Raw genomic sequence first — 19842 nt, 5'->3', positions numbered from 1 at the left:
GGCCGCGGAGGTCAATCTTCCGGGTGGTCGGAGTGGTCTCGCCCACCTGTCCCAGTGAGATCAGCTTGACCTGGTGACCACGGAGAGCAATCATTACTCTGCGTATTGATCTAAGCCTCCCCTGGGCAGTCCCCTACCGGCTGACGGGGCGAATGAACGGAGAACCGCCACATGGGCGACTACGCCAAGGCGCTGGGGGCAAAGCTCCGCGCGATCCGCCAGCAGCAGGGCCTCTCGTTGCACGGCGTCGAGCAGAAGTCCGGCGGCCGGTGGAAGGCCGTGGTGGTGGGCTCGTACGAGCGCGGCGACCGTGCCGTGACCGTCCAGAAGCTCGCCGAGCTGGCCGACTTCTACGGCGTCCCGGTTGCCGAGCTGCTCCCGGAGGGCCGCGTGCCGTCGGGCGCGGAGCCCGCGACCAAGATCGTGATCAACCTGGAGCGGTTGCAGCAGCTGCCCGCCGAGAAGGTCGGGCCGCTGGCCCGGTACGCGGCCACCATCCAGAGCCAGCGCGGCGACTACAACGGCAAGGTGCTGTCGATCCGCACCGAGGACCTGCGCTCGCTCGCGATCATCTACGACATGACTCCCGGGGAGCTGACCGAGCAGCTCATCGACTGGGGTGTGCTGCCTCCCGAGGCCCGGCCGTCCAAGGAGGACTAGGGCTCCGGACCGGCACGGCGAGCCCGCCTCCGCGCGACGGGGGCGGGTCCGGTCGGCGCGCGGGTCCCGCCCGCGCCCCGGCTCGCGGGCAGCGCGGTCGCCCGACGTCCTGGGGGTCGTCGGCGGCGTGTCCGGCAGGCGCTGTAGGGAGCGCCCGCGACGGCGTTCGCCGAGGCGCGGGGTGGGTTCCGCAGGGCCCGCGCCCGTCCCCGAGCGCACCGCGCGGCAGCCGCGCCGCCCCGCGCGGGCGTCTCAGATCGTCCGGGAAGCACGAACAGGCGGTCGCCGCTGGGGCGACCGCCTGTCGGTGTTCGTTCGGCTAGAGAACGGCCCTGAGCTGGTCCGCGATGACCGCGATGCGGCCGAGCACGCCGTTCACGAACCGGGGCGAGTCGTCGGTGGACAGGCCCTTGGCCAGCTCCACCGCCTCGTCGATCGCCACGGCGTCGGGCACGTCGGCGGCCCACAGCAGCTCGTACAGGCCGACCCGCAGCACGGCGCGGTCCACGGCGGGCATCCGCTGCAGCGTCCAGCCCTCGGAGTGCTCCGAGATCAGGTCGTCGATGCGCGCGCGGTGCGCGGTGACGCCCTCGACCAGCGAGATCGTGTACTCGTTGATCGGCGGGACGTCCGCCGAGCCCACCCGGTCGGACAGCAGGGTGACGGCGTCCACACCGCGCTGGTCCGCTTCGTAGATGACGTCGACGGCGCGTTTGCGCGCCTTCGTGCGGGCTCCTACGTGGGCTCCCATGTCAGCTGTTCACGCGGCCCAGGTAGCGGCCGTCGCGGGTGTCGACCTTGATCTTCTCGCCGGTCGTCACGAACAGCGGGACCTGGATCTCGGCGCCGGTCTCCAGGGTGGCGGGCTTGGTGCCGCCGGTGGAGCGGTCGCCCTGCAGGCCGGGGTCGGTGTGCTGGATGACCAGCTCGACCGAGGTCGGCAGCTCCACGTAGAGCGCGATGCCCTCGTGGATGGCGACGACCGCCTCCTGGTTCTCCAGCATGTAGTTCGCGGCGTCCGCGACCGTCTCGCCGGGGACGTTGATCTGCTCGTAGGTGTCCCCGTCCATGAAGACGAAGTCCGAGCCGTCCTTGTACAGGTAGGTCATGCCCCGCTTGTCCACGGTGGCGGTCTCGACCTTCGTGCCAGCGTTGAAGGTCTTGTCAACGACCTTGCCGGTCAGCACGTGCTTCAGCGTGGTGCGCACGAAGGCGCCGCCCTTGCCCGGCTTGACGTGCTGGAACGCGGTGACGGTCCAGAGCTGGCCGTCGAGGTTCAGCACCAGGCCGTTCTTCAGGTCGTTGGTGGTGGCCACGGTGGTGGACTCTCCTGTTGGGTGTGGGGGCTTGACTGCCGGTGGGCTGGCGGCGTCAGACGACCACGAGGTCCTTCGTGGTCAGGGTGAGCAGCTCGGGGGCGCCTTCGCGCACCACGAGCGTGTCCTCGATGCGGACCCCACCCCGCCCGGCCAGGTACACGCCGGGTTCGACGGTGACCGCCATGCCGGGCAGAAGTGTACCTTCACTCGCCCTGGCGAACGCTGGAGCCTCGTGGATCTGGAGGCCGACGCCGTGGCCGAGGCCGTGCGTGAAGTGCTCGCCGTGCCCGGCGGCCTCGATCACCGAGCGCGACGCGCGGTCGACGTCGGCCAGCGGGGTGCCGGTGGACAGCGCGGCGCGGCCCGCCGCCTGCGAGGTCGCGACCAGGTCGTGCAGCTCGCGCTGCCAGTCGGCGGGCGGGCCGACGACGACGGTGCGGGTCATGTCGGAGTGGTAGCCGTCGACCAGCGCGCCGAAGTCGAGCTTCACCAGGTCGCCGGTCCTGACGACGGCGTCGGTGGGGCGGTGGTGCGGGATGGCGGAGTTGGCGCCCGCCGCGACGATCGACTCGAACGAGGGCCCCTGGGCGCCGTGGTCGAGCATCCGGCTCTCCAGCTCGCGGGCGATCTCCCGCTCGGTGCGGCCCGCGCGCAGGCCGCCGTGCTCCAGGAGGTCGGCGAGCGCCCGGTCGGCGGCGGCGCAGGCCATGCGCAGCGCCTCGATCTCGGTGTCGTCCTTGACCAGGCGGAACAGTTCGACCATGCCGGGGGCGCGGACCAGCTCGGTGGCGGGGCCGGTGGCGGGGCCCGCGGCGGACGCGGCGGCGGCGAGCGAGTCGAGGCCGTCGACGGTGACGTGGGCGCTCTCGAAGCCGACCTTCCGGAGCCCGGCCTTCGCGGCGCGGGCGGCCAGCGCCTCGCCGCAGGGGCGGTCGGTGAGGCGTTCGAGGTCGGGCACCTGGCGGGCGGACTGGGTGGTGTAGCGGCCGTCGGTGCAGAAGGTGGTGGCCTCGTCGGAGGCGGCCGACACGAGCAGCGCGGCGTTCGACCCGGTGAACCCGGTCAGGTAGCGGATGTTGAGCAGGTTCGTGACGAGCAGCGCGTCGAGACCCCGGTCCCGGAGCGTGGCCCGCAGCGCGGCGCGGCGCGAGGTGTGCGGCATGGCTCGGAGCCTAGGCGGAGCGGGACGGGTCGGCCGGGGGCGGTGGTGGGCGGGTGCGGGTGCGGACGGGCACAGGGCGGGTGTGGCGGTGGCCGGTCGATCGGTCGGTTCGACGGCGAATGCATCGTTGCAATTACCGGTCGCGGTTTCCCGAATTCGCGGGTTCGCCCGCGCCCCCGGTATCCGCTCCCCCGGTATTGCGCCCGTCCGCTCCCGAACCCGGATTTCGCGGCCCCGGATTTCACCGGCGGTGCTCGCCCGCCACGCTCCGGAGCCGCGAATTCCGATTCGGCTCAGCGGCGCAGGTTCCCGGCCTGCGCGTACTCCGCCCACGACTCGGCGGAGACCCAGGTGATCGGGGAGGAGTTCAGCTTGGCAGCGTCGTCGCCGCCGACCAGCCACAGCTTGCCGTCCACCAGCAGCCCGACCTGCCCGCCCGGTCCGCCGACCGCCTCGACGCCCGAGGGCAGCCTGCCGACCACCGGCATCGACTCGACGGCGGCGGGCCTGCGGCCCAGCACGCCCTTCGCCAGGCGCTCGGCGACCGAGCGGCGCTCGACCCTGACCAGCTCGCCCGCCACCACCAGGTCCAGGGTGTTCTCCGGCGAGGGCACGGCGAACCCGTCGAGCACGCCCGCCTCCTCCTCGGTCTCGCAGCCGGGCGCCCCCGCGAGGTCGACGCCGAAGCGGGTCAGGTCGGTGGGGGCGTTGGCCCAGCCGTCGACGGTGGCGCGCACGACGTCCAGCGGGATCCGGCCGCACGGGTCCTGCGGGGACACCGGGGCGTGGCCGTTCGGGGTGCGGACCAGGCCGGGGCCCTCGCGCCAGCGGCCGGGGATCAGCACCGGCTGGAACGGGTGCGCGGTGAAGTCGCGGTCCCAGAAGGTGACCGTGGTGCCCTGCTCGGTCTCGTGGGCGATCGCGAAGGCGCTCAGCGCGTCGATCCACATCAGGTCGGCGCTGAAGGCGTCCACGACGGAGCGGGTGCGCGGCTTGTTCGTGGCGTCCACGTCGGCGAAGCCCCGCTCGCCGAGCGCCTGCACGCCCCGGCGGAACGTCGGGTCCTGGGAGCGCAGCACGAACTGGCCCGCGCCGTTCCAGCCCGCAGCGGCGCCGGTGGTGTCGGTGAACATGAGGTAGAACCAGCCGCCGAGGAACACGGCGGCGGGCTGGCCGGAGCCGTAGGTGTTGTCGCGGACGGCGTCGTAGGCCGGGGTGACGATCGGGGCGCCGTTCGCCATGCGGGACCAGGAGATCCCGTCCTTGCTGCTGGCGACGCCGATGGCGTTGCCGTGCGCGTGGTCCCCGGCGGCCCCGGTGTAGTAGAGGTAGTAGGTGTCACCGGCCTTGACGACGGTGGGGTCGCAGGTGTGCATCCCGTCGAACCCGGTGGTCGTGCCGCTCAGCACGGGGACGGCCCTGCTGCCGTCCGGGGCGGTGAACGGGCCGTCCAGCGAGGTGGCGCGGGAGTAGAGCAGGTCGTCGCCGGGCGGGAGGGCGTAGCCGAGCTGGCTGCACCACCACATCCGCACCTGGCCGTTCTCGACCATGACGGTGGGCCCGTAGTTGTACGGCGAGTCCCCGCCGCCCGCCGCGACGACGCCGGGGCTCTGCCGCCCGCGGTCGGTGGTGAGCAGGACGTTCTCCGGCCGCTGGCGGGGCTGCGGGTCGGGGGACGCCGAGGTCTCGGCCACCGGGTGGTGGTCGGGGGACGGCGCGGCCTCGCTGGGCGCGCACGCCGCGAGGGTGACGAGGACGAGGACGCCTGCGAGCGCGGACGCCGCACGCCTGTGGTGTTTGGCCATGCCGGAACTGATCTCCTGCGTGGTCTGCGGGCACACGGCGACAGGAAAGTGACTACATTCCCGATAGGGGTCGATTATAGGGAACAAACCACCTGTTGGAGTGAAGCATTCGATGACGCGGGACCTCGCCGGGAAATCTGCGGCTGTTCTGCGGGCAGGCTTGGTAGCACTCGGTAACTCCGGTGCACGACCCTGCGTACGGACGCGGGGAAGCAAACCTGAGATCCAGTGGAACCCCCTTTTGAGGTACCCCGGTGGGGGATGATGCCCGCCGGGTGGCGGGGTCGGTGTGAAGTCGGGTGGCACCTGCTCCCGTCCACCCTTCGCCCCACACCTCTCGTCCACCCCGCGTTCAGCCCGCAGGCGCCCCAGGACGCGCGAACCGCCCCGGTCCAGGGGGCGGGCTCCTGGGCCGGGGCGGTTCGGGGTGTGCGCTGTCGTGCGTCCGCGCGGGGCGCGGGGGTCAGGCCGAGGTGGTGGCCTTGTCGACCAGGTAGCGCAGGGCGAGCGCGTAGCCCTGGACGCCCAGGCCGGCGATGACGCCCTCCGCCACCGGTGAGATGTAGCTGTGCGAGCGGAACTCCTCGCGCTTGTGCACGTTCGAGATGTGCACCTCGATCAGCGGCGCGGTGAGCTGGGCGCAGGCGTCGCGGACGGCCACCGAGTAGTGGGTCCAGGCGGCCGGGTTGAGGACGACCGGCCAGGACTCGTCGGCGGCCTCGTGCAGCCAGCCGAGCATCTCGCCCTCGTGGTCGGTCTGCCTGACCTCCACCTCGGCGCCCAGCTCGCGGCCGGTGGACTCGCAGAGCGCGACCAGGTCGGCGTGGGTGGTGCGGCCGTAGACGGCGGGCTCGCGGGTGCCGAGCCTGCCGAGGTTCGGGCCGTTGAGGACGAGCAGCTTCACAGCAGGATGCTCCCGCCGGTCCTCGGCTCGGCCGCGACCGCCGAGTAGGCAGCGGCGATCAGCGACGGGTCCGGGCCCTCCAGCCTGCCGGGCTTGGCCAGGCCGTCGAGCACCACGAAGCGGAGCACGCCGGAGCGGTTCTTCTTGTCCGAGCGCATCCCCTCCAGCAGCTGCGGGAGGGCGTCCGGGTCGTAGGCCACGGGAAGGCCCAGCGAGGTGAGCACGCTGCGGTGGCGGTCGGCGGTGGCGTCGTCCAGCCTGCCCGCCAGGCGGGCCAGCTCGGCGGCGAACACGAGGCCGACGCTGATCGCCGCGCCGTGCCGCCAGCGGTAGCGCTCGCGGCGCTCCAGGGCGTGGCCGAGGGTGTGGCCGTAGTTGAGGATCTCGCGCAGGTCGGACTCGCGCAGGTCGGTGGACACGACGTCGGCCTTGACCTGGATCTTGCGGCGGACCAGCTCGGCGAGCACGTCGCCGGAGGGGTCGAGCGCGGCGGCCGGGTCGGCCTCGATCAGGTCGAGGATCGCCGGGTCGGCGATGAACCCGCCCTTGACCACCTCGGCCATGCCCGCGACGAGCTCGTTGCGCGGCAGGCTCTCCAGGGTGGCGAGGTCGGCCAGGACGGCGGTCGGCTCGTAGAAGGTGCCGACGAGGTTCTTGCCCGCGTCGGTGTTGATGCCGGTCTTGCCGCCCACCGCGGCGTCCACCATGCCGAGCAGCGTGGTCGGCACGTTGACCAGCCGCACCCCGCGCATCCAGGTGGACGCGACGAACCCGGCGAGATCGGTGACCGCCCCGCCGCCGAGCCCGATGACGACGTCCTGCCGCCCGAGCCCGATCTGCCCGAACACGTCCCAGCAGTACCCGGCGACCCGCAGGTCCTTGCCGTCCTCGGCGTCGGGCACCTCGACCCGGTGCGCGTCGATCCCGGCCCCGCGCAACTCCTCGAGCACCGCGTCCGCCGTCTCGGCGAGCACGGCGGTGTGCACGATCGCCGCCTTCGAGGTGCCGCGCAGCAGTTCGACCAGGTCCCCGAGCAGCCCGCGCCCGACGATGACCTCGTACGGCCGCTCCGCGGCCACGCGGATGCGCACCGGCTCGCCCATCACCACTCCCTAGCTAGTCAGTCCGGCCCACATTCGACCACGCCGGGGTGTGGGGGCATTGGCCGCACGCCGGAAACGGGGTGGGTGGGGGTGGGAGGTGGGACGGGTGGGGGCGAGTGAGGCGGGCGGGCGGGGCGCGGCCCTACCGGACGGGACGGGCGAGGCGAGGCCCTGCCGGGCGAACGGGCCGGGCGAGGCAGACCATCCGAGGCCGGGCCGGGCTGGGGGGCCAGGTGGGGCTGAGCTGGGCCAGGTCGGGCTGGGTAGGGCCGGGCCGGGTCTGACCAGGTCAGACCAGGTCGGGTCGGACCGGGTCGGGCAAGGCAGGCCGGGCGAGGCAGGCCGGGCGAGGCAGGCCGGGCGAGGCCAGGCCAGGCCGGACGAGACCAGGCAAGGCCGGGCCAGATCGGGTCGGGCGAGCAAGGTCGGGTCGGGCAAGCCAGGCCGGGTCGGGTCGGGCAAGCCAGGCCGGACGAGGTGAGACGAGGCCGGGCCAGGCAGGCGAGATGGGCGAGGCCAGGCGAGGCGGGCGAGGCGAGGCGGGGGTGGGGTGCCCGATGGGCTTTGCGGGCAGCCGTAGGCGAGGGTGGGGCCCAGGGCGAGCAGGATGGCTGTGCGGTCGGCGAGGCCTGGTCGGTGGGCGAGGCCTGGTGCGGTCGGCGAGGCCTGGTGCGGTCGGCACGATGCGCCGCGCGGTCGGTGTGGTCGCGCGGCGCGGGCGGCAAGGCCGGTGCGGTACGGGCGGTGTGACCGGTGCGGTACGGGCGGTGTGGTCGCGCGGCGCGGGTGGCGAGGCCGAGGCCGTGCAACGTGGTTGGTGCGGGTGCTCTGGCGTGACCAACCCGACCCGGCTGGCCCGGTCGCGCGGCCCAGTGCGGTTGGCGCGGGGCGGCAGACGCGGGGCGGCTGGTCGGGGTTGGGGGCGTGGTGGGGCTGCGCAGGACGTGGTTCTGCGCAGCCGTGCGTGCCGTCGGGTCAGGAGGTCGGAGCAGCCTCGGGAGTGGCGAGGATGGTGGCCACCACTTCCTCCGGGGTCAGGGTGTCCGTGGCCACCTCGATCTTCGCCACCTCGCGGTACAGGGGGAGCCTGGCGTCCAGCAGGGCCTTGTACGTCGCGCGCGGGTTCACGCCTGCCAGCAGTGGGCGGGCGCTGGAGAGGCCCGTTCTGCGGACGCCCTCGGCCATGCCGACGTTCAGGAAGACCACGGTGTGGCCCGCCAGGCGGGTCCTGGTCAGGTCGGACAGGATCGCTCCGCCGCCCAGGGACAGGACGCCCTCGTACTCGGCGAGGGCCTTCGCGACTGCGGCTTCCTCCAGGGCGCGGAACGCCGGTTCGCCGTCGGTGGTGAAGATGTCCGAGATGGGCTTGCCGGTCGACTCGACGATGTCGTCGTCGGTGTCGCGGAAGCCGACGCCCAGGCGTTCGGCGAGCAGGACGCCGACCGTCGTCTTGCCGCCTCCCGGTGGGCCTAGGACGACGAACCTCGGGCTCACTTGCCCTCCCAGCGCGCTTCCAGCTCGCGCAGGTACGCGTCCGCGTTGCGGCGGGTCTCGGTCAGGGAGTCGCCGCCGAACTTCTCCAGGGCGGCCTCCGCGACGACCAGCGCCACGACGGATTCGAGGACGACGCCTGCGCGCGGGACCGCGCAGACGTCCGAGCGCTGGTGGATCGCCACTGCGGGCTCACCGGTGCGGACGTCGATGGTCGACAGGGCCCTCGGCACGGTCGAGATCGGCTTCATCGCCACGCGGACACGCAGCGGCTCGCCGTTGGTGATGCCGCCTTCCAGGCCACCGGCCCGGTTCGAGCGGCGGGTCACGCCCTTCGGGCCGTCGCCTCGGTCGATCTCGTCGTGGGCCTGGCTGCCCCACCTGGTGGCGCTGGTGAAGCCGTCGCCGACCTCGACGCCCTTCATCGCCTGGACGCCCATGAGGGCGCCCGCGAGCCTGGCGTCGAGCCTGCGGTCCCAGTGCACGTGCGAGCCCAGACCGGGCGGGAGGCCGTAGACGATGACCTCGATGACGCCGCCGACGGTGTCACCGGCTTCCTTCACGGCCTCGACCTCGGCGACCATCGCCGCCGTGCCGTCCGGGTGGAACGCGCGGACCGGGCTCTCGTCGATCGCGGCCAGGTCGCCCGGACCGGGGAGGGGGGCGTCGGCCGGGGTGCTCGCGCCGCCGATCGAGACGACGTGGCTGATCACGTCGACGTCGAGGAGTTGCTTGAGGAAGTGGCGGGCCACGGTGCCGAGCGCGGTGCGGGCGGCGGTCTCGCGGGCGCTGGCGCGTTCGAGGACGGGGCGAGCCTCGTCGAAGCCGAACTTCTGCATGCCGGGGAGATCGGCGTGACCGGGACGGGGGCGGGTGAGCGCCTCGTTGCGACCGGTGGGCTTGAGCTCGGACGGGTCCACCGGGTCCGGGGACATGACCTTCTGCCACTTGGGCCACTCGGTGTTGCCGATCCGGACGGCGATCGGACCGCCCTGGGTGAGGCCGTGGCGGACACCGCCCAGGACCTCGACCTCGTCGGCCTCGAACCCCATGCGGGGACTGCGGCCGAAACCGAGCCTGCGGCGCTCGAGTTGAGCGGTCAGGTCGGATGTCGTGACCTCGACCCCGGCGACCATGCCTTCCAGCACGGCGACGAGGGCCGGGCCGTGGGACTCCCCAGCGGTGATCCAGCGCAGCACGTTCGACATCCTCGCATAGGGGGAATGCGCTGGTAGTGGGGGGTGAGTGTCCCGAGGGGTGGACGTGGGACGGGTCACCGTGGGGGTGGGGGCGTGGCGGGTGGGGGTGGGCGTTCCTGGGGCTGAGGGCTCAAGGGGGAAGGACTAAGGGCAAGAGCGAAGATCAAGGGCGAAGAGCTGAAGAGCTCGCCTCGCCGGCGGGGCAGGCCGCCAAAAACGAGGGGGACGGGCTCTGCCGGCCGGTGGCCGTTTTGTTGGTGGTCCGGTTTACGGCGAAGGACTGCGGTGGTTGGGGTCCCTCGTCTCCGTTTGGCCTCCTTTCAGGCAAGCACAGGCGTCAAGACGCCGTTTGACCAGGCAGTCTGCCGCGCAGTGCGGCGGCATCTTGACACCTGCGCTCGGGCTTCGCCAGGCCAAACGGAGACGAGGGACGCGGGAGAGGTGCTCTGTGCGCACGCTGCGCGTGCGCACATCGCCCGCGCTTCGTTGCGGTGGGTGGCGGCTTCGTCTTTCCGCAGTGGTGTGCGGCCAGTTGCGGGCTGCGGCCCCGAGCCCGAGTGCGACTTCTGTCTTGGCGAACCCCCGTCCCAGGTTCAGCCTGGCCTGGCTTGGCCTGACACTGCCAAGCCCAGTCCAGCCACTCCCGACTCCCACTCAGCCCAACCATCCGCCAGTCCGGCCCAACCAGCCCAACAAGTCCGGCCAGCCCGCCCCAGCAAGCCAGCCAGTCCGGCCCAGCCCAGCCCGACCCGGCCCGGCCAGCCTGCCCCAGCCAGTTGGCCCAGCCAGGCTGGACAGTCCGCGCCGCCCCTCCCTTCAGCCGACCAACACCCGCCAGTCCAAGACTCCCCCTCGCCCTGCGGGCGTCGGTTCAGACCGTTCAGACCGCCACCACCGACAGGAGCCAGGTCGAGGCCAGTAGGCCTGGGCCGTGCGGGATTGACCATGGGGGGTGTTTGCGGGGCAGGAGGGCGGTGGTCAGGCTTGCCAGGGCTGTGGCCAGGGGTAGTGCGGACCAGGAGACACAGGCCAGGACTGCGCCCAGTGGGCCGGCGAGTTTCACGTCGCCGCCGCCCAGGGCGTTCGGGCGCAGCAGGTGGACCAGCAGGTGGAGGCCGCCGAACAAGGTGCAGCCCGCCAGTGCGCGCAGCGGGTCCGCGCCTGACAGGAACAGGAGCAGGAGCAGCACGGGGTAGGCGGGGAGGGTCAGGGCGTTCGGGAGTCTGCGGTGGCGCAGGTCGACCACCGTCAGGGCTACGCCCAGCCAGGCCAGGGTCAGTGGGATCGGGAGCCAATTCGGGGGGACGTTCAGGGCTCCCGTCAGGGACCACAGCAATGCTGTTGGCGGAGCGCACCACCACCAGGGAATGGTTGTTCCCCGTCGCAGGCGGCGCAGGGTCGGAGGAATTAGGAGGCCGGCCAGGAGACCCAGGTAGGTCAGGTGGAATGTCATGGGTCCACGGTGCGCCTGGGGTGGTGAGCTGCGCAAGGCGGGGGTTGAGTGAACGGACCGTTCATCCGGAGTTTTTGGGGTGAACGGTCCGTTCAGTCGGCGGAGAAGATGGATAATGTGTGGGGTTAATGCGATTGGGTGGCTATTTGGGAATCAGGGCGGGAGGGTCAGCGGGACCAGGTGAACAACGGGGTTCCCGCCTTCACGTGGTCGCCTAGGGGGGTTGCCGGTGACAGGGCGGACGCCTCCGCCTCCAGGGCCACCACGGGGCAGATCGGCGCGTAACCGGCCGCCTCCACCTCCGCGGGGTCCCAGGTCACCACGCGCTGACCGGCCTCGACCACGTCGCCCTTCGCCACGTGCACCGCGAAGCCCTCGCCCTTGCGCTTCACGGTGTCGATGCCCAGGTGCACCAGGACCGCGCCGCCGTCCGGAGCGGCCACGACGAACGCGTGCGGGTGCAGGGTCACGATCGTCCCGGCGATCGGGGACAGGACGTCGGCGGGGCCGGGGTCCGGTTCCACCGCGAAGCCCGGACCTACCATCGCCTGCGCGAACACCGGGTCCGGCACCCGGTCCAGGGGGACCGGGCGACCGCTCACGGGGGACTCGACGTGGAGCGTCACAGCAGGTCCTCGATGTCGCTGGCGATGGTGTCCGCCTCCGGGCCGACCACGACCTGGACGACCGAGCCCTGCCGCATCACGCCGTGCGCGCCCAGCGCCTTCAGCGCCTTCTCGTCGACCAGCGAACCGTCCTCCAGCTCGCAGCGCAGCCGGGTGATGCAGGGTTCGATCTCCACGATGTTGTCGGCCCCGCCGAGCGCCGCCAGGATTCCCGCAGCCTTCTCGTCAGCCATGTCCGAGTCCTCTCTCGACTTCACCGATGGTGAGCGCCCCCGCTTGGCCACGGTCGCGTAACGGCGGGTTGACACCCGATCAGCGGGCGGAGCATCCTCCCCGCACCAACTGGTCTAGACCGGAAAGTACCAATCCCGGCTGGCAGGCGCGACGACGGGAGGAGGTTGACCGTGCAGCACCGGATCGTCGACGGGCCCAAGCCCAAGCACGCTCAGTTGCGGGACATCCTCCGCGCGGTGGCCGACGAGGCCCCTCCTGGGTCCGCCATCCCGTCCGAGCGCGACCTCGCCACCCGGTACCGGGTCTCCCGCATCACGGTGCGGGCCGCGATCGGCCAGCTGGTCTCCGAGGGCCTGCTCACCAGGGCCAAGGGCAGGGGCACGTTCACCGCCAAGCGCCGGATGGACGTTCAGCTGTACCTGGAGTCCTTCACCGACGACATGCGCAAGCGCGGCTTCACGCCGTCGTCGGAGGTGCTGCGCTGCGCCGAGGAGCCCGCGCCGGTGTCGGCCGCGTCCGCGCTGGGCCTGGCGCCCGGCGAGGACGCCTGCGCCGTGGTCCGCCTGCGCAGGGCGGACGGCGTGCCGCTGACCGTGGAGCGCGGCTGGTACAGCCCGCGCGTCGTGCCGGGGCTGCCCGCGCACGACCTGACCGGCTCCCTGTACGCGATCGTCGCCGACGCCTACGGCGTCCAGCTCGACCACGCGGAGCAGACCGCGTGGGCCGAGGGCGCGGACCGGGCGACGGCCCGGCTGCTCGGCGTGCGCGAGGGCAGTCCGCTGCTGGTGTTCCGCAGGATCGCCAGCAGCGGCGGGAGGCCGGTCGAGGACATGACGTCCTGGTACCGGGGTGATCTCTACCAGGTGACCATGCAACTGGACCGGACCGTCCCGGACTCCGGCCCGCACTCCGCCAAGGGAGGTACCACATGAGCGCCAGCGCCCCACAGGCGACGGGCGGTCGTGAGATCAAGGGACTGGCCGGGTTGCAGAGGTTCGGCCGCAGCTTGATGCTGCCGATCGCCGCGCTCCCCGTCGCCGGCCTGCTGCTCCGGCTCGGCCAGCCCGACCTGCTCGGAGCCGAGGGTCTCGGCTGGATCCAGGTGGCCGCCGTCATCGGCGGCGCGGGCGACGCGCTGTTCACCAACCTGCCGCTGCTGTTCGCGGTGGGCGTGGCGATCGGCTTCGCCCGCCGTGGCGACGGGTCGACCGCGCTGGCCTCGGTGGTCGGCTACGTCGTCATCCAGGCGGTCTTCAAGGCCATGTCGCCGTTCGTGCTGGACCAGCCGAACCCCGACAAGCCAGTCCTGATCAACTACTCGGTGCTGGCGGGCGTGATCGTGGGTCTGATCACAGCCGTGCTGTGGCAGCGGTACCACCGCATCAAGCTCCCCCCGTACCTGGCGTTCTTCGGCGGCAGGCGGTTCGTGCCGATCCTGGTCGCGGGCGTCATGGTGGTCCTGGGCGTGCTGCTCGGCCTGGTCTACCCGCTGTTCAACGCGGGCCTGACCTGGCTCGGCGAGGCCGTGTCCAGCAGCACGATCCTCGGCGCGGGCATCTACGGCACGGTCAACCGGCTGCTGATCCCGCTGGGCCTGCACCACATCCCGAACACCTTCGTCTGGCAGGTCTTCGGGGAGTACGAGGGCAAGACCGGTGACATCCAGCGGTTCTTCGCGGGCGACCCGACGGCGGGCACGTTCCAGACCGGCTTCTTCCCGATCTTCATGTTCGCGCTCCCGGCCGCCGCGCTGGCGATCGTGCACACCGCCCGCCCGGCGCAGAGGAAGGTCGTCGCGGGCATCATGGGCTCGGCCGCGCTGACCGCGTTCATCACCGGCGTCACGGAGCCGCTGGAGTTCGCGTTCATGTTCGTCGCCTGGCCGCTGTACCTGATCCACGCGGTGCTCACCGGCACCTCGATGGCGATCAGCAACGCGCTCGGCATCCGCGACGGCTTCTCGTTCTCGGCGGGCGCGATCGACTACGCGCTGAACTTCAACATCGCCGAGAAGCCGCTGCTGATCATCGTGCTGGGCCTGGTCTACGCGGTGGTGTACTACTTCCTGTTCCGCTTCGTCATCACGAAGTGGAACCTGAGGACGCCGGGCCGGGACGAGGACGAGGACCCGGAGGCCGACCCCAGCGTCGTCGAGGGCGCGGCGCCCGGTGGCAGGACCGAGGAGGGGACCCGCGGGGCCAAGAACCGGCCCGAGCGGTCCTAGCGACGAGAGGTAGGGATCATGCCTGAACGACGGGTGACGGTGGCGAGCAAGGTCGGGCTGCACGCCCGCCCGGCGGCGCTGCTGGCCAAGGCGGCGGCGGAGCGCAAGCCGGTGAAGATCACCATCAGCAGGGGTGACGGGCAGCCGGTGGACGCGGCGAGCGTGCTGGGCCTGATGACCCTGGGCGCGATGCACGGCGACGAGGTCGTGCTGACCGCCGAGGGCGACGGGGCCGAGGAGGCGCTGGCCGCCATCGCGGAGATCATCGCCACCGACCTCGACGAGGGCTGATCCAGCACAGCGGAAAAGCACAGCAAAAGGGCCGCGCCCCCACCCCGGAAGCCGGGGGTGGGGGCGCGGTCTCGTTGGTGCGCGGGGGTTTTCGAGCGAGGTTTCACACCGGCAGCGGCAGCAGGTTCCCGGTCGCGGCGCGCAGGGCGGCGCGCATCGCCTCGCGCGGCGCGGGCAGCCCGGTGAACAGCTCGGCCTGCCCGAAGGCCTGGTGCAGCAGCATGTCCAGGCCCGTCGCCGGTTCCCGGCCGAGCCGCCGCACGGCCAGCGCCAGCGGCGTCGGCCACGGGTGGTAGATCACGTCCAGCACGGCGGGCGTGGACGCGAGCAGGTCGGCGACCGGCTCGGTCGCGTCCGGTGGCACGGTGCTGACCAGCACGTCCGCCTCCGCCGCCAGCGCGCCGAAGTCGGCCGAGTCCCAGGTCACCAGGTCCAGCTCGACCCCGGCCCGCTCGGCGCAGGCCACCGCCTCACCGGCCCGCGCGACGTCCCGCACGACCAGCGCGACGGACCGCACGCCCACCGACGCCAGCCCGACCAGCGCCGCCGTCGCGGTGCCGCCCGCGCCGAGGACCAGCCCGCGCTCGCCGGAGGTGAATCCGGCCGCCGCGCGCAGCGCCCCGGTGACGCCGACGACGTCGGTGCACTCGGCCCGCCAGCCGCCCTCGAACGGCACGAGCGTGTTCGCCGCGCCCACGAGCACGGCGGTGCGCGACGGCGCGGTGGCCACGGCCAGCGCGGCGCGCTTGTCCGGCATGGTCACCGACAACCCGGCCCACTCGGGGCCGAGGCCGCGCACCAGCTCCGCGACCCCGTCCTCCGGGCAGTCGATCCAGCCGTACTCCCAGCCGCGCAGCCCGAGCGCCTCGAAGCACGCGTTGTGCAGCACGGGTGACAGGGAGTGGGAGACGGGCGAGCCGATCACGGCCGCCCGCCTGCCCTCAGTTGCCGAAGACACCTTCCTCCATCGCCTTCTGCGCCAGCGCGTTGTGCTCGTCGATCGTCTTCGAGAAGCAGGACGTGCCGTCCTTCTGGCACTTCACGAAGTACTCCCACTCACCGTTCGCCGGGTTGATCGCCGCCTCGATCGCCTGCTTGCTCGGCGAGCCGATCGGGGTGGGCGGCAGGTTCGGGAACCGGTAGGTGTTGTACGGGCTGTTCGAGCTCCGCGCCTCGTCGGTGGTCTCCAGCACGGGCCGGTCCAGCTCGTAGTTGATCGTGGAGTCCAGGCCGAGCATGTGCGCGGTGGCCAACCGGTTCTGGATCACCCGCGACACCTTGGTGAAGTCCTTCTCCAGGCCTTCCTTCTCCACCAGCGACGCGATCACCAGCACCTCGTACGGCCGGAACCCGGTGTTCTTGGCCCCGCCGGGGATGCCGTAGCTCTGGATGCGCGTGGTCGAGCTGGCGATGACGTCGCGCAGCACCTCCACGGCGGACGCGTTCGGCTTCAGGTGGTACAGGCCGGGCACGATCAGGCCTTCGAGCCTGCGCACCTTGTTGACCTTGGTGAAGTCCGTCATGGCCCACTCGGGGATGCCCAGGGCCGCGGGGTCGGCGTTCTCCGCCGCGTCCCTGACCTCCTCGGGCGTCACGCACTTCTTCTGCCCGTCGATCTCGACGCAGGACGCCTCGGCGATGAGCGTGAAGATGCCCTTGGTCACGGAGTTGTCCGGCTGCGTGATGTCGTGCAGCACGAACCCGCCGCGCACCTCCAGCGGCACGATCTTCGCCTTCGGGTCGACCATCATGGTGACCGCGTTCGCGCCCGACATGTTGGTCTTGAGCAGGTAGAAGCCCGGCTGGATGCCCTCGGCGCGCGCGTCGTTCTTGCTCGCCTCGACGAAGGCGCGGGCGCTGGCGACGACGCCCTGCTCCTTGAGCGTGGTGGCGATGGAGCTGATCAGGTCGCCGTCCTTGACCTCGACGATCGCGTCGGTGTCCCCGGCCCCCGAGTAGTCCTCCCACGACCCGATGCCCGAGAGCGTCCGGTAGCCGTAGTAGGCGCCGACACCGCCGACGCCCAGGACCAGCGCGACCACGGTCCACATGACCACGGCGCGCTTCTGCTTGCCCTTCAAGCGCGCGGCGATCGCGGCCTTGGCGCCTCTGCCGCCGCGCTCTTCCTTCGCTTCAGGGTCGTTGAACAACCCGAGATCGTCGTTCACGAGCCGTCCTTCGCTCCAGGTGGCCGCTCGGCGGCGGCCCTCGCCACGTGTCGCGCTCGTGCGTCGAGCCAGGACTGCAAGATCTCGACAGCGGCAGCCTGGTCAACGACGGCGCGTTGCTTCTTGCCCCGCACCCCCCGCTGAGCCAGCACGCGGCTCGCCGTCACGGTGGTCAGGCGCTCGTCGGTGAGCCGCACCGGGACGGGTGCGACCCGCTCGGCGAGCACCGCCGCGTACGCCGTGGCGGCCTGAGCCGCCGGTCCGTGCTTGCCCGCGAGGGTCCGGGGCAGGCCGACCACGACTTCGACCACGTCGTGCTCGGCTGCCAACCCGGCCAGGTCGTCCAGGTCCCGGCCGTTCTTCTCGTCACGGGACAGGGTAACCAGCGGAGTCGCCAGAAAGGCACCCGGATCGCTCAGCGCGACCCCGACCCTGACCGCCCCGACGTCGACGCCCAGCCTCCGACCGAGGCCGGGATCGTCGACGCCGGGGGTGTCACCGCTGCTCAAGGGCGCGTTCCACCTCGGCGAGCACGGCGGCCACGGCCTGCGGCACGCCCGCCGGGTTGGTGCCACCGCCCTGGGCCAGGTCGGGCTTGCCGCCGCCACGACCGCCGACGGCGGGCGCGAAGGCGGGCACCAGCTTGCCCGCGGCGAGACCCAGGTCACGGGCGCCCGCCGTGGTGGCGACGACGAAGCTGACCTTGTCGCCGTCCGGGGCGAACAGCGCGACCACGCCGGGCCCCTCGGCCATCCGGCCGCGCACCTCGGTGGCGATGGCGCGCACGTCGCCGCCGGAGGTGCCCTCCGGAAGGGCCAGCGCGAGCACGGACACGCCGCGCACGTCCAGCGCCTGCGAGACCAGCGACCCGGCGGAGGCGACGAGCTGGGCGGAGCGGACCTTCTCCAGCTCCTTCTCGGCCACGCGCAGCCGCTCGACCAGCGCCTCGACGCGGGCAGGCACCTCGGCGTCGGGCACCTTCAGCATCGAGGCCACGTTCTGCACCAGCGCCCGCTCCTGGGCCAGGTACTTGAACGCCTCGATGCCGACGTAGGCCTCCAGCCGTCGCACCCCGGAGCCGACCGACGACTCGCCGATGACGGTGATGGGACCGATCTGCGAGGAGTGCTCGACGTGCGTGCCACCGCAGAGCTCGCGCGACCACTGGCCGCCGATCTCGACCACGCGCACGGTCTCGTCGTAGGTCTCGCCGAACAGCGCGACCGCGCCCATCTCCTGGGCGCCGCCCATGTCGGTGTAGACCACGCTCACGGGCAGGTCCTTGCGAACCGCCAGGTTCGAGACCTCCTCGATCTCGCTGCGCGTGGACTCGGACAGGCCGCCGGTCCAGGCGAAGTCGAGCCGCAGGTAGCCGGGCTTGTTGTACGAGCCGGACTGGAGCGCGGACGGGCCGAGCACCTGGCGCAGGGCGGCGTGCACGACGTGCGTGCCCGAGTGGCCCTGGCGGGCCCCGACGCGCCAGTCGGCGTCGACGCGGGCCTCGACCTTCTCGCCCTCGGCGATCTCGCCGGAGACCACGCGGACCTGGTGCACCCACAGCTTGCGGGCGACCTTCTGGACGTCCACGACCTCCAGCTCGGCGCCACCGGAGACGATCACGCCCGCGTCGCTCTCCTGGCCGCCGGACTCGGCGTACAGGGGGGTGCGGTCGAGCACGACCTCGACGATGTCGCCCTCGCGGGCCGACTTGACCCGCTTGCCGCCGGACACGATGCCGCGCAGCACGGCCTCGCTGGCCAGCTCGGTGTAGCCGGTGAACTCGGTGGCGCCCAGCTCCAGCAGCTCGCGGTACACCGTCTGGTCGCCGTGGCCGGTCTTCTTGCCCGCCGCGTCGGCCTTGGCGCGGGCGCGCTGCTCGGCCATCAGCTTGCGGAAGCCGTCCTCGTCCACCGTCAGACCGGCCTCGGAGGCCATCTCCAGGGTGAGGTCGATCGGGAAGCCGTAGGTGTCGTGCAGCTGGAAGGCCTTGTCACCGGGCAGGATCGCGCGGCCCTCGGACTTCACGGTCCCGGCGGCGGTCTCGAAGATCCGGGAGCCCGCGTCCAGCGTGCGCAGGAACGTGTCCTCCTCGGCCTTGAGGACCTGCTCGATGCGGGCGAACCCGCTGACCAGCTCCGGGTAGGAGGGGCCCATGGTGTCGCGCACGACGGCGGCGAACGTCTGGAGCACCGGCTCGGTCACGCCCAGCAGGCGCGAGGAGCGCACGATGCGGCGCAGCAGGCGGCGCAGCACGTAGCCGCGGGCCTCGTTGCCGGGGGTGACGCCGTCGCCGACGAGCAGCACGCCGGAGCGGGCGTGGTCGGCGATGACCCGGAAGCGGACGTCGTCGGTCGGGTTGTCGCCGTACTTGCGGCCGGACAGCTCCTCGGCCTTGGTGATGACGGCCCGCACCAGGTCGGTCTCGTAGACGTTGTCCACGCCCTGCAGCAGGAACGCCACCCGCTCGACGCCCATGCCGGTGTCGATGTTCTTGGACGGCAGCTCGCCCAGGATCGGGTAGTCGCGCTTGGCGCCGCCCGCCCCGCGCTCGTTCTGCATGAAGACCAGGTTCCAGATCTCCAGGTACCGGTCCTCGTCCACGACCGGGCCGCCCTCGGCGCCGAACTCGGGGCCTCGGTCGTAGTAGATCTCCGAGCACGGGCCGCACGGGCCGGGAACGCCCATGGACCAGTAGTTGTCCTCGACGTCCCGGCGCTGGATGCGCTCCGGCGGCAGACCGGCGATCTTCTGCCACAGGTCGGCGGCCTCGTCGTCGTCCAGGTAGACGGTGACCCACAGGCGCTCGGGGTCGAAGCCGTAGCCGCCGTCGTCCTGGGACTTGGTGACCAGGTCCCAGGCGAGCCGGATGGCGTCTTCCTTGAAGTAGTCGCCGAACGAGAAGTTGCCCGCCATCTGGAAGAACGTCAGGTGGCGGGTGGTCTTGCCGACCTCGTCGATGTCCGGCGTGCGCACGCACTTCTGCACGCTGGTGGCGCGCTTGTGCGGCGACGGGGCCTCACCGAGGAAGTAGGGCTTGAAGGGCACCATGCCCGCGTTGACGAACAGCAGGTTCGGGTCGTCCAGCAGCAGGGAGGCGCTGGGGACGACGGCGTGCCCGGCGTTCTCGAAGTGCTCGCGGAAGCGCTTGATGATCTCGTGTGTCTGCACGGTCGGGTCCTTGGCTGTGGTGGCGGTCTTCCTTG

The 19842-nt window shown here is 72.0% G+C and carries 19 protein-coding genes; 4 read left to right on the top strand and 15 right to left on the bottom strand.

What is annotated here, in order from left to right; all coding sequences use genetic code 11:
- Positions 1 to 171: 171 nt before the first annotated feature.
- On the top strand, positions 172 to 660 hold the full coding sequence (gene bldD, locus LV78_RS38360; RefSeq protein ID WP_015803953.1) for a transcriptional regulator BldD: 489 nt from the start codon (positions 172 to 174) through the stop codon (positions 658 to 660).
- 319 nt (positions 661 to 979) lie between these two features.
- Here the strand turns inward: bldD and nusB are convergent, their stop codons facing one another.
- From nusB to LV78_RS38305, 11 genes are all read right to left on the bottom strand, one after another.
- The gene (gene nusB / locus LV78_RS38355) at positions 980 to 1411 is read right to left on the bottom strand and encodes a transcription antitermination factor NusB (RefSeq protein ID WP_253851102.1); all 432 of its coding nucleotides are present in this window, start codon (positions 1409 to 1411) and stop codon (positions 980 to 982) included.
- A 1-nt stretch (position 1412) separates the two neighbouring features.
- Positions 1413 to 1976, bottom strand: a complete 564-nt coding sequence (gene efp, locus LV78_RS38350; protein ID WP_253851101.1) for an elongation factor P — start codon at positions 1974 to 1976, stop codon at positions 1413 to 1415.
- 55 nt (positions 1977 to 2031) lie between these two features.
- Positions 2032 to 3141: a M24 family metallopeptidase gene (locus LV78_RS38345; RefSeq protein ID WP_253851100.1), complete on the bottom strand. Its 1110-nt coding sequence runs from the start codon at positions 3139 to 3141 to the stop codon at positions 2032 to 2034.
- Between the two features lie 293 nt (positions 3142 to 3434).
- On the bottom strand, positions 3435 to 4946 hold the full coding sequence (locus tag LV78_RS38340; protein ID WP_253851099.1) for a glycoside hydrolase family protein: 1512 nt from the start codon (positions 4944 to 4946) through the stop codon (positions 3435 to 3437).
- A gap of 463 nt (positions 4947 to 5409) precedes the next feature.
- A complete protein-coding gene (aroQ, locus tag LV78_RS38335) occupies positions 5410 to 5850 on the bottom strand; it encodes a type II 3-dehydroquinate dehydratase (protein WP_253851098.1) in 441 nt (146 codons plus the stop codon).
- Positions 5847 to 6953: a 3-dehydroquinate synthase gene (gene aroB, locus LV78_RS38330; RefSeq protein WP_253851097.1), complete on the bottom strand. Its 1107-nt coding sequence runs from the start codon at positions 6951 to 6953 to the stop codon at positions 5847 to 5849. The genes aroQ and aroB overlap by 4 nt, the downstream gene beginning before the upstream one ends.
- Before the next feature lie 975 nt (positions 6954 to 7928).
- A complete protein-coding gene (locus LV78_RS38325) occupies positions 7929 to 8447 on the bottom strand; it encodes a shikimate kinase (RefSeq protein ID WP_253851096.1) in 519 nt (172 codons plus the stop codon).
- Complete coding sequence (gene aroC, locus LV78_RS38320) at positions 8444 to 9643, bottom strand: chorismate synthase (RefSeq protein WP_253851115.1); 1200 nt, start codon at positions 9641 to 9643, stop codon at positions 8444 to 8446. The genes LV78_RS38325 and aroC overlap by 4 nt, the downstream gene beginning before the upstream one ends.
- 880 nt (positions 9644 to 10523) lie before the next feature.
- Complete coding sequence (locus LV78_RS38315) at positions 10524 to 11096, bottom strand: prepilin peptidase (protein WP_253851095.1); 573 nt, start codon at positions 11094 to 11096, stop codon at positions 10524 to 10526.
- 167 nt (positions 11097 to 11263) lie between these two features.
- On the bottom strand, positions 11264 to 11722 hold the full coding sequence (locus LV78_RS38310) for a PTS sugar transporter subunit IIA (protein ID WP_253851094.1): 459 nt from the start codon (positions 11720 to 11722) through the stop codon (positions 11264 to 11266).
- Positions 11719 to 11955, bottom strand: a complete 237-nt coding sequence (locus tag LV78_RS38305; protein ID WP_015803964.1) for a PTS sugar transporter subunit IIB — start codon at positions 11953 to 11955, stop codon at positions 11719 to 11721. Before LV78_RS38305 ends, LV78_RS38310 begins: the two co-directional genes overlap by 4 nt.
- 165 nt (positions 11956 to 12120) lie before the next feature.
- Here LV78_RS38305 and LV78_RS38300 point away from each other — a divergent pair, with 165 nt between their 5' ends.
- Genes LV78_RS38300 through LV78_RS38290 form a run of 3 tightly spaced genes read left to right on the top strand, consistent with a single transcriptional unit; the run spans position 12121 to position 14471 of the window.
- A complete protein-coding gene (locus LV78_RS38300) occupies positions 12121 to 12888 on the top strand; it encodes a GntR family transcriptional regulator (protein WP_372495041.1) in 768 nt (255 codons plus the stop codon).
- Complete coding sequence (locus LV78_RS38295) at positions 12885 to 14180, top strand: PTS transporter subunit EIIC (RefSeq protein ID WP_253851092.1); 1296 nt, start codon at positions 12885 to 12887, stop codon at positions 14178 to 14180. The genes LV78_RS38300 and LV78_RS38295 overlap by 4 nt, the downstream gene beginning before the upstream one ends.
- 18 nt (positions 14181 to 14198) lie before the next feature.
- Positions 14199 to 14471 carry an HPr family phosphocarrier protein gene (locus LV78_RS38290; protein ID WP_253851091.1) on the top strand — a complete coding sequence of 91 codons (273 nt, stop codon included), beginning with the start codon at positions 14199 to 14201 and terminating at the stop codon, positions 14469 to 14471.
- Positions 14472 to 14574: 103 nt separating this feature from the next.
- Here LV78_RS38290 and LV78_RS38285 read toward each other — a convergent pair whose 3' ends face one another.
- The 4 genes from LV78_RS38285 to alaS are packed head-to-tail and all read right to left on the bottom strand — an operon-like array spanning position 14575 to position 19807.
- Positions 14575 to 15429: a shikimate dehydrogenase gene (locus LV78_RS38285; RefSeq protein ID WP_253851090.1), complete on the bottom strand. Its 855-nt coding sequence runs from the start codon at positions 15427 to 15429 to the stop codon at positions 14575 to 14577.
- Positions 15413 to 16639: an endolytic transglycosylase MltG gene (gene mltG / locus LV78_RS38280; RefSeq protein WP_253851089.1), complete on the bottom strand. Its 1227-nt coding sequence runs from the start codon at positions 16637 to 16639 to the stop codon at positions 15413 to 15415. The genes LV78_RS38285 and mltG overlap by 17 nt, the downstream gene beginning before the upstream one ends.
- A complete protein-coding gene (ruvX, locus tag LV78_RS38275; RefSeq protein WP_253851088.1) occupies positions 16636 to 17148 on the bottom strand; it encodes a Holliday junction resolvase RuvX in 513 nt (170 codons plus the stop codon). Before ruvX ends, mltG begins: the two co-directional genes overlap by 4 nt.
- Entirely contained in the window at positions 17135 to 19807 is a 2673-nt protein-coding gene (gene alaS / locus LV78_RS38270; protein ID WP_253851087.1) for an alanine--tRNA ligase, read from the bottom strand. The genes ruvX and alaS overlap by 14 nt, the downstream gene beginning before the upstream one ends.
- Positions 19808 to 19842: the final 35 nt, after the last annotated feature.

Origin of the sequence: Actinosynnema pretiosum (assembly GCF_024171695.1) — a bacterium.
Taxonomy (GTDB): Bacteria; Actinomycetota; Actinomycetes; order Mycobacteriales; family Pseudonocardiaceae; genus Actinosynnema; species Actinosynnema pretiosum.
This window is presented reverse-complemented; position numbering and strand designations above follow the sequence as displayed.

What these genes read in the sequence shown, in the direction of transcription:
- bldD (WP_015803953.1), top strand. Translation starts at nt 172, where the DNA reads ATGGGCGACTACGCCAAGGCGCTGGGGGCAAAGCTCCGCGCGATCCGC.
- nusB (WP_253851102.1), bottom strand. Translation starts at nt 1,411, where the DNA reads ATGGGAGCCCACGTAGGAGCCCGCACGAAGGCGCGCAAACGCGCCGTC.
- LV78_RS38345 (WP_253851100.1), bottom strand. Translation starts at nt 3,141, where the DNA reads ATGCCGCACACCTCGCGCCGCGCCGCGCTGCGGGCCACGCTCCGGGAC.
- LV78_RS38340 (WP_253851099.1), bottom strand. Translation starts at nt 4,946, where the DNA reads ATGGCCAAACACCACAGGCGTGCGGCGTCCGCGCTCGCAGGCGTCCTC.
- aroB (WP_253851097.1), bottom strand. Translation starts at nt 6,953, where the DNA reads ATGGGCGAGCCGGTGCGCATCCGCGTGGCCGCGGAGCGGCCGTACGAG.
- LV78_RS38315 (WP_253851095.1), bottom strand. Translation starts at nt 11,096, where the DNA reads ATGACATTCCACCTGACCTACCTGGGTCTCCTGGCCGGCCTCCTAATT.
- LV78_RS38305 (WP_015803964.1), bottom strand. Translation starts at nt 11,955, where the DNA reads ATGGCTGACGAGAAGGCTGCGGGAATCCTGGCGGCGCTCGGCGGGGCC.
- LV78_RS38295 (WP_253851092.1), top strand. Translation starts at nt 12,885, where the DNA reads ATGAGCGCCAGCGCCCCACAGGCGACGGGCGGTCGTGAGATCAAGGGA.
- LV78_RS38290 (WP_253851091.1), top strand. Translation starts at nt 14,199, where the DNA reads ATGCCTGAACGACGGGTGACGGTGGCGAGCAAGGTCGGGCTGCACGCC.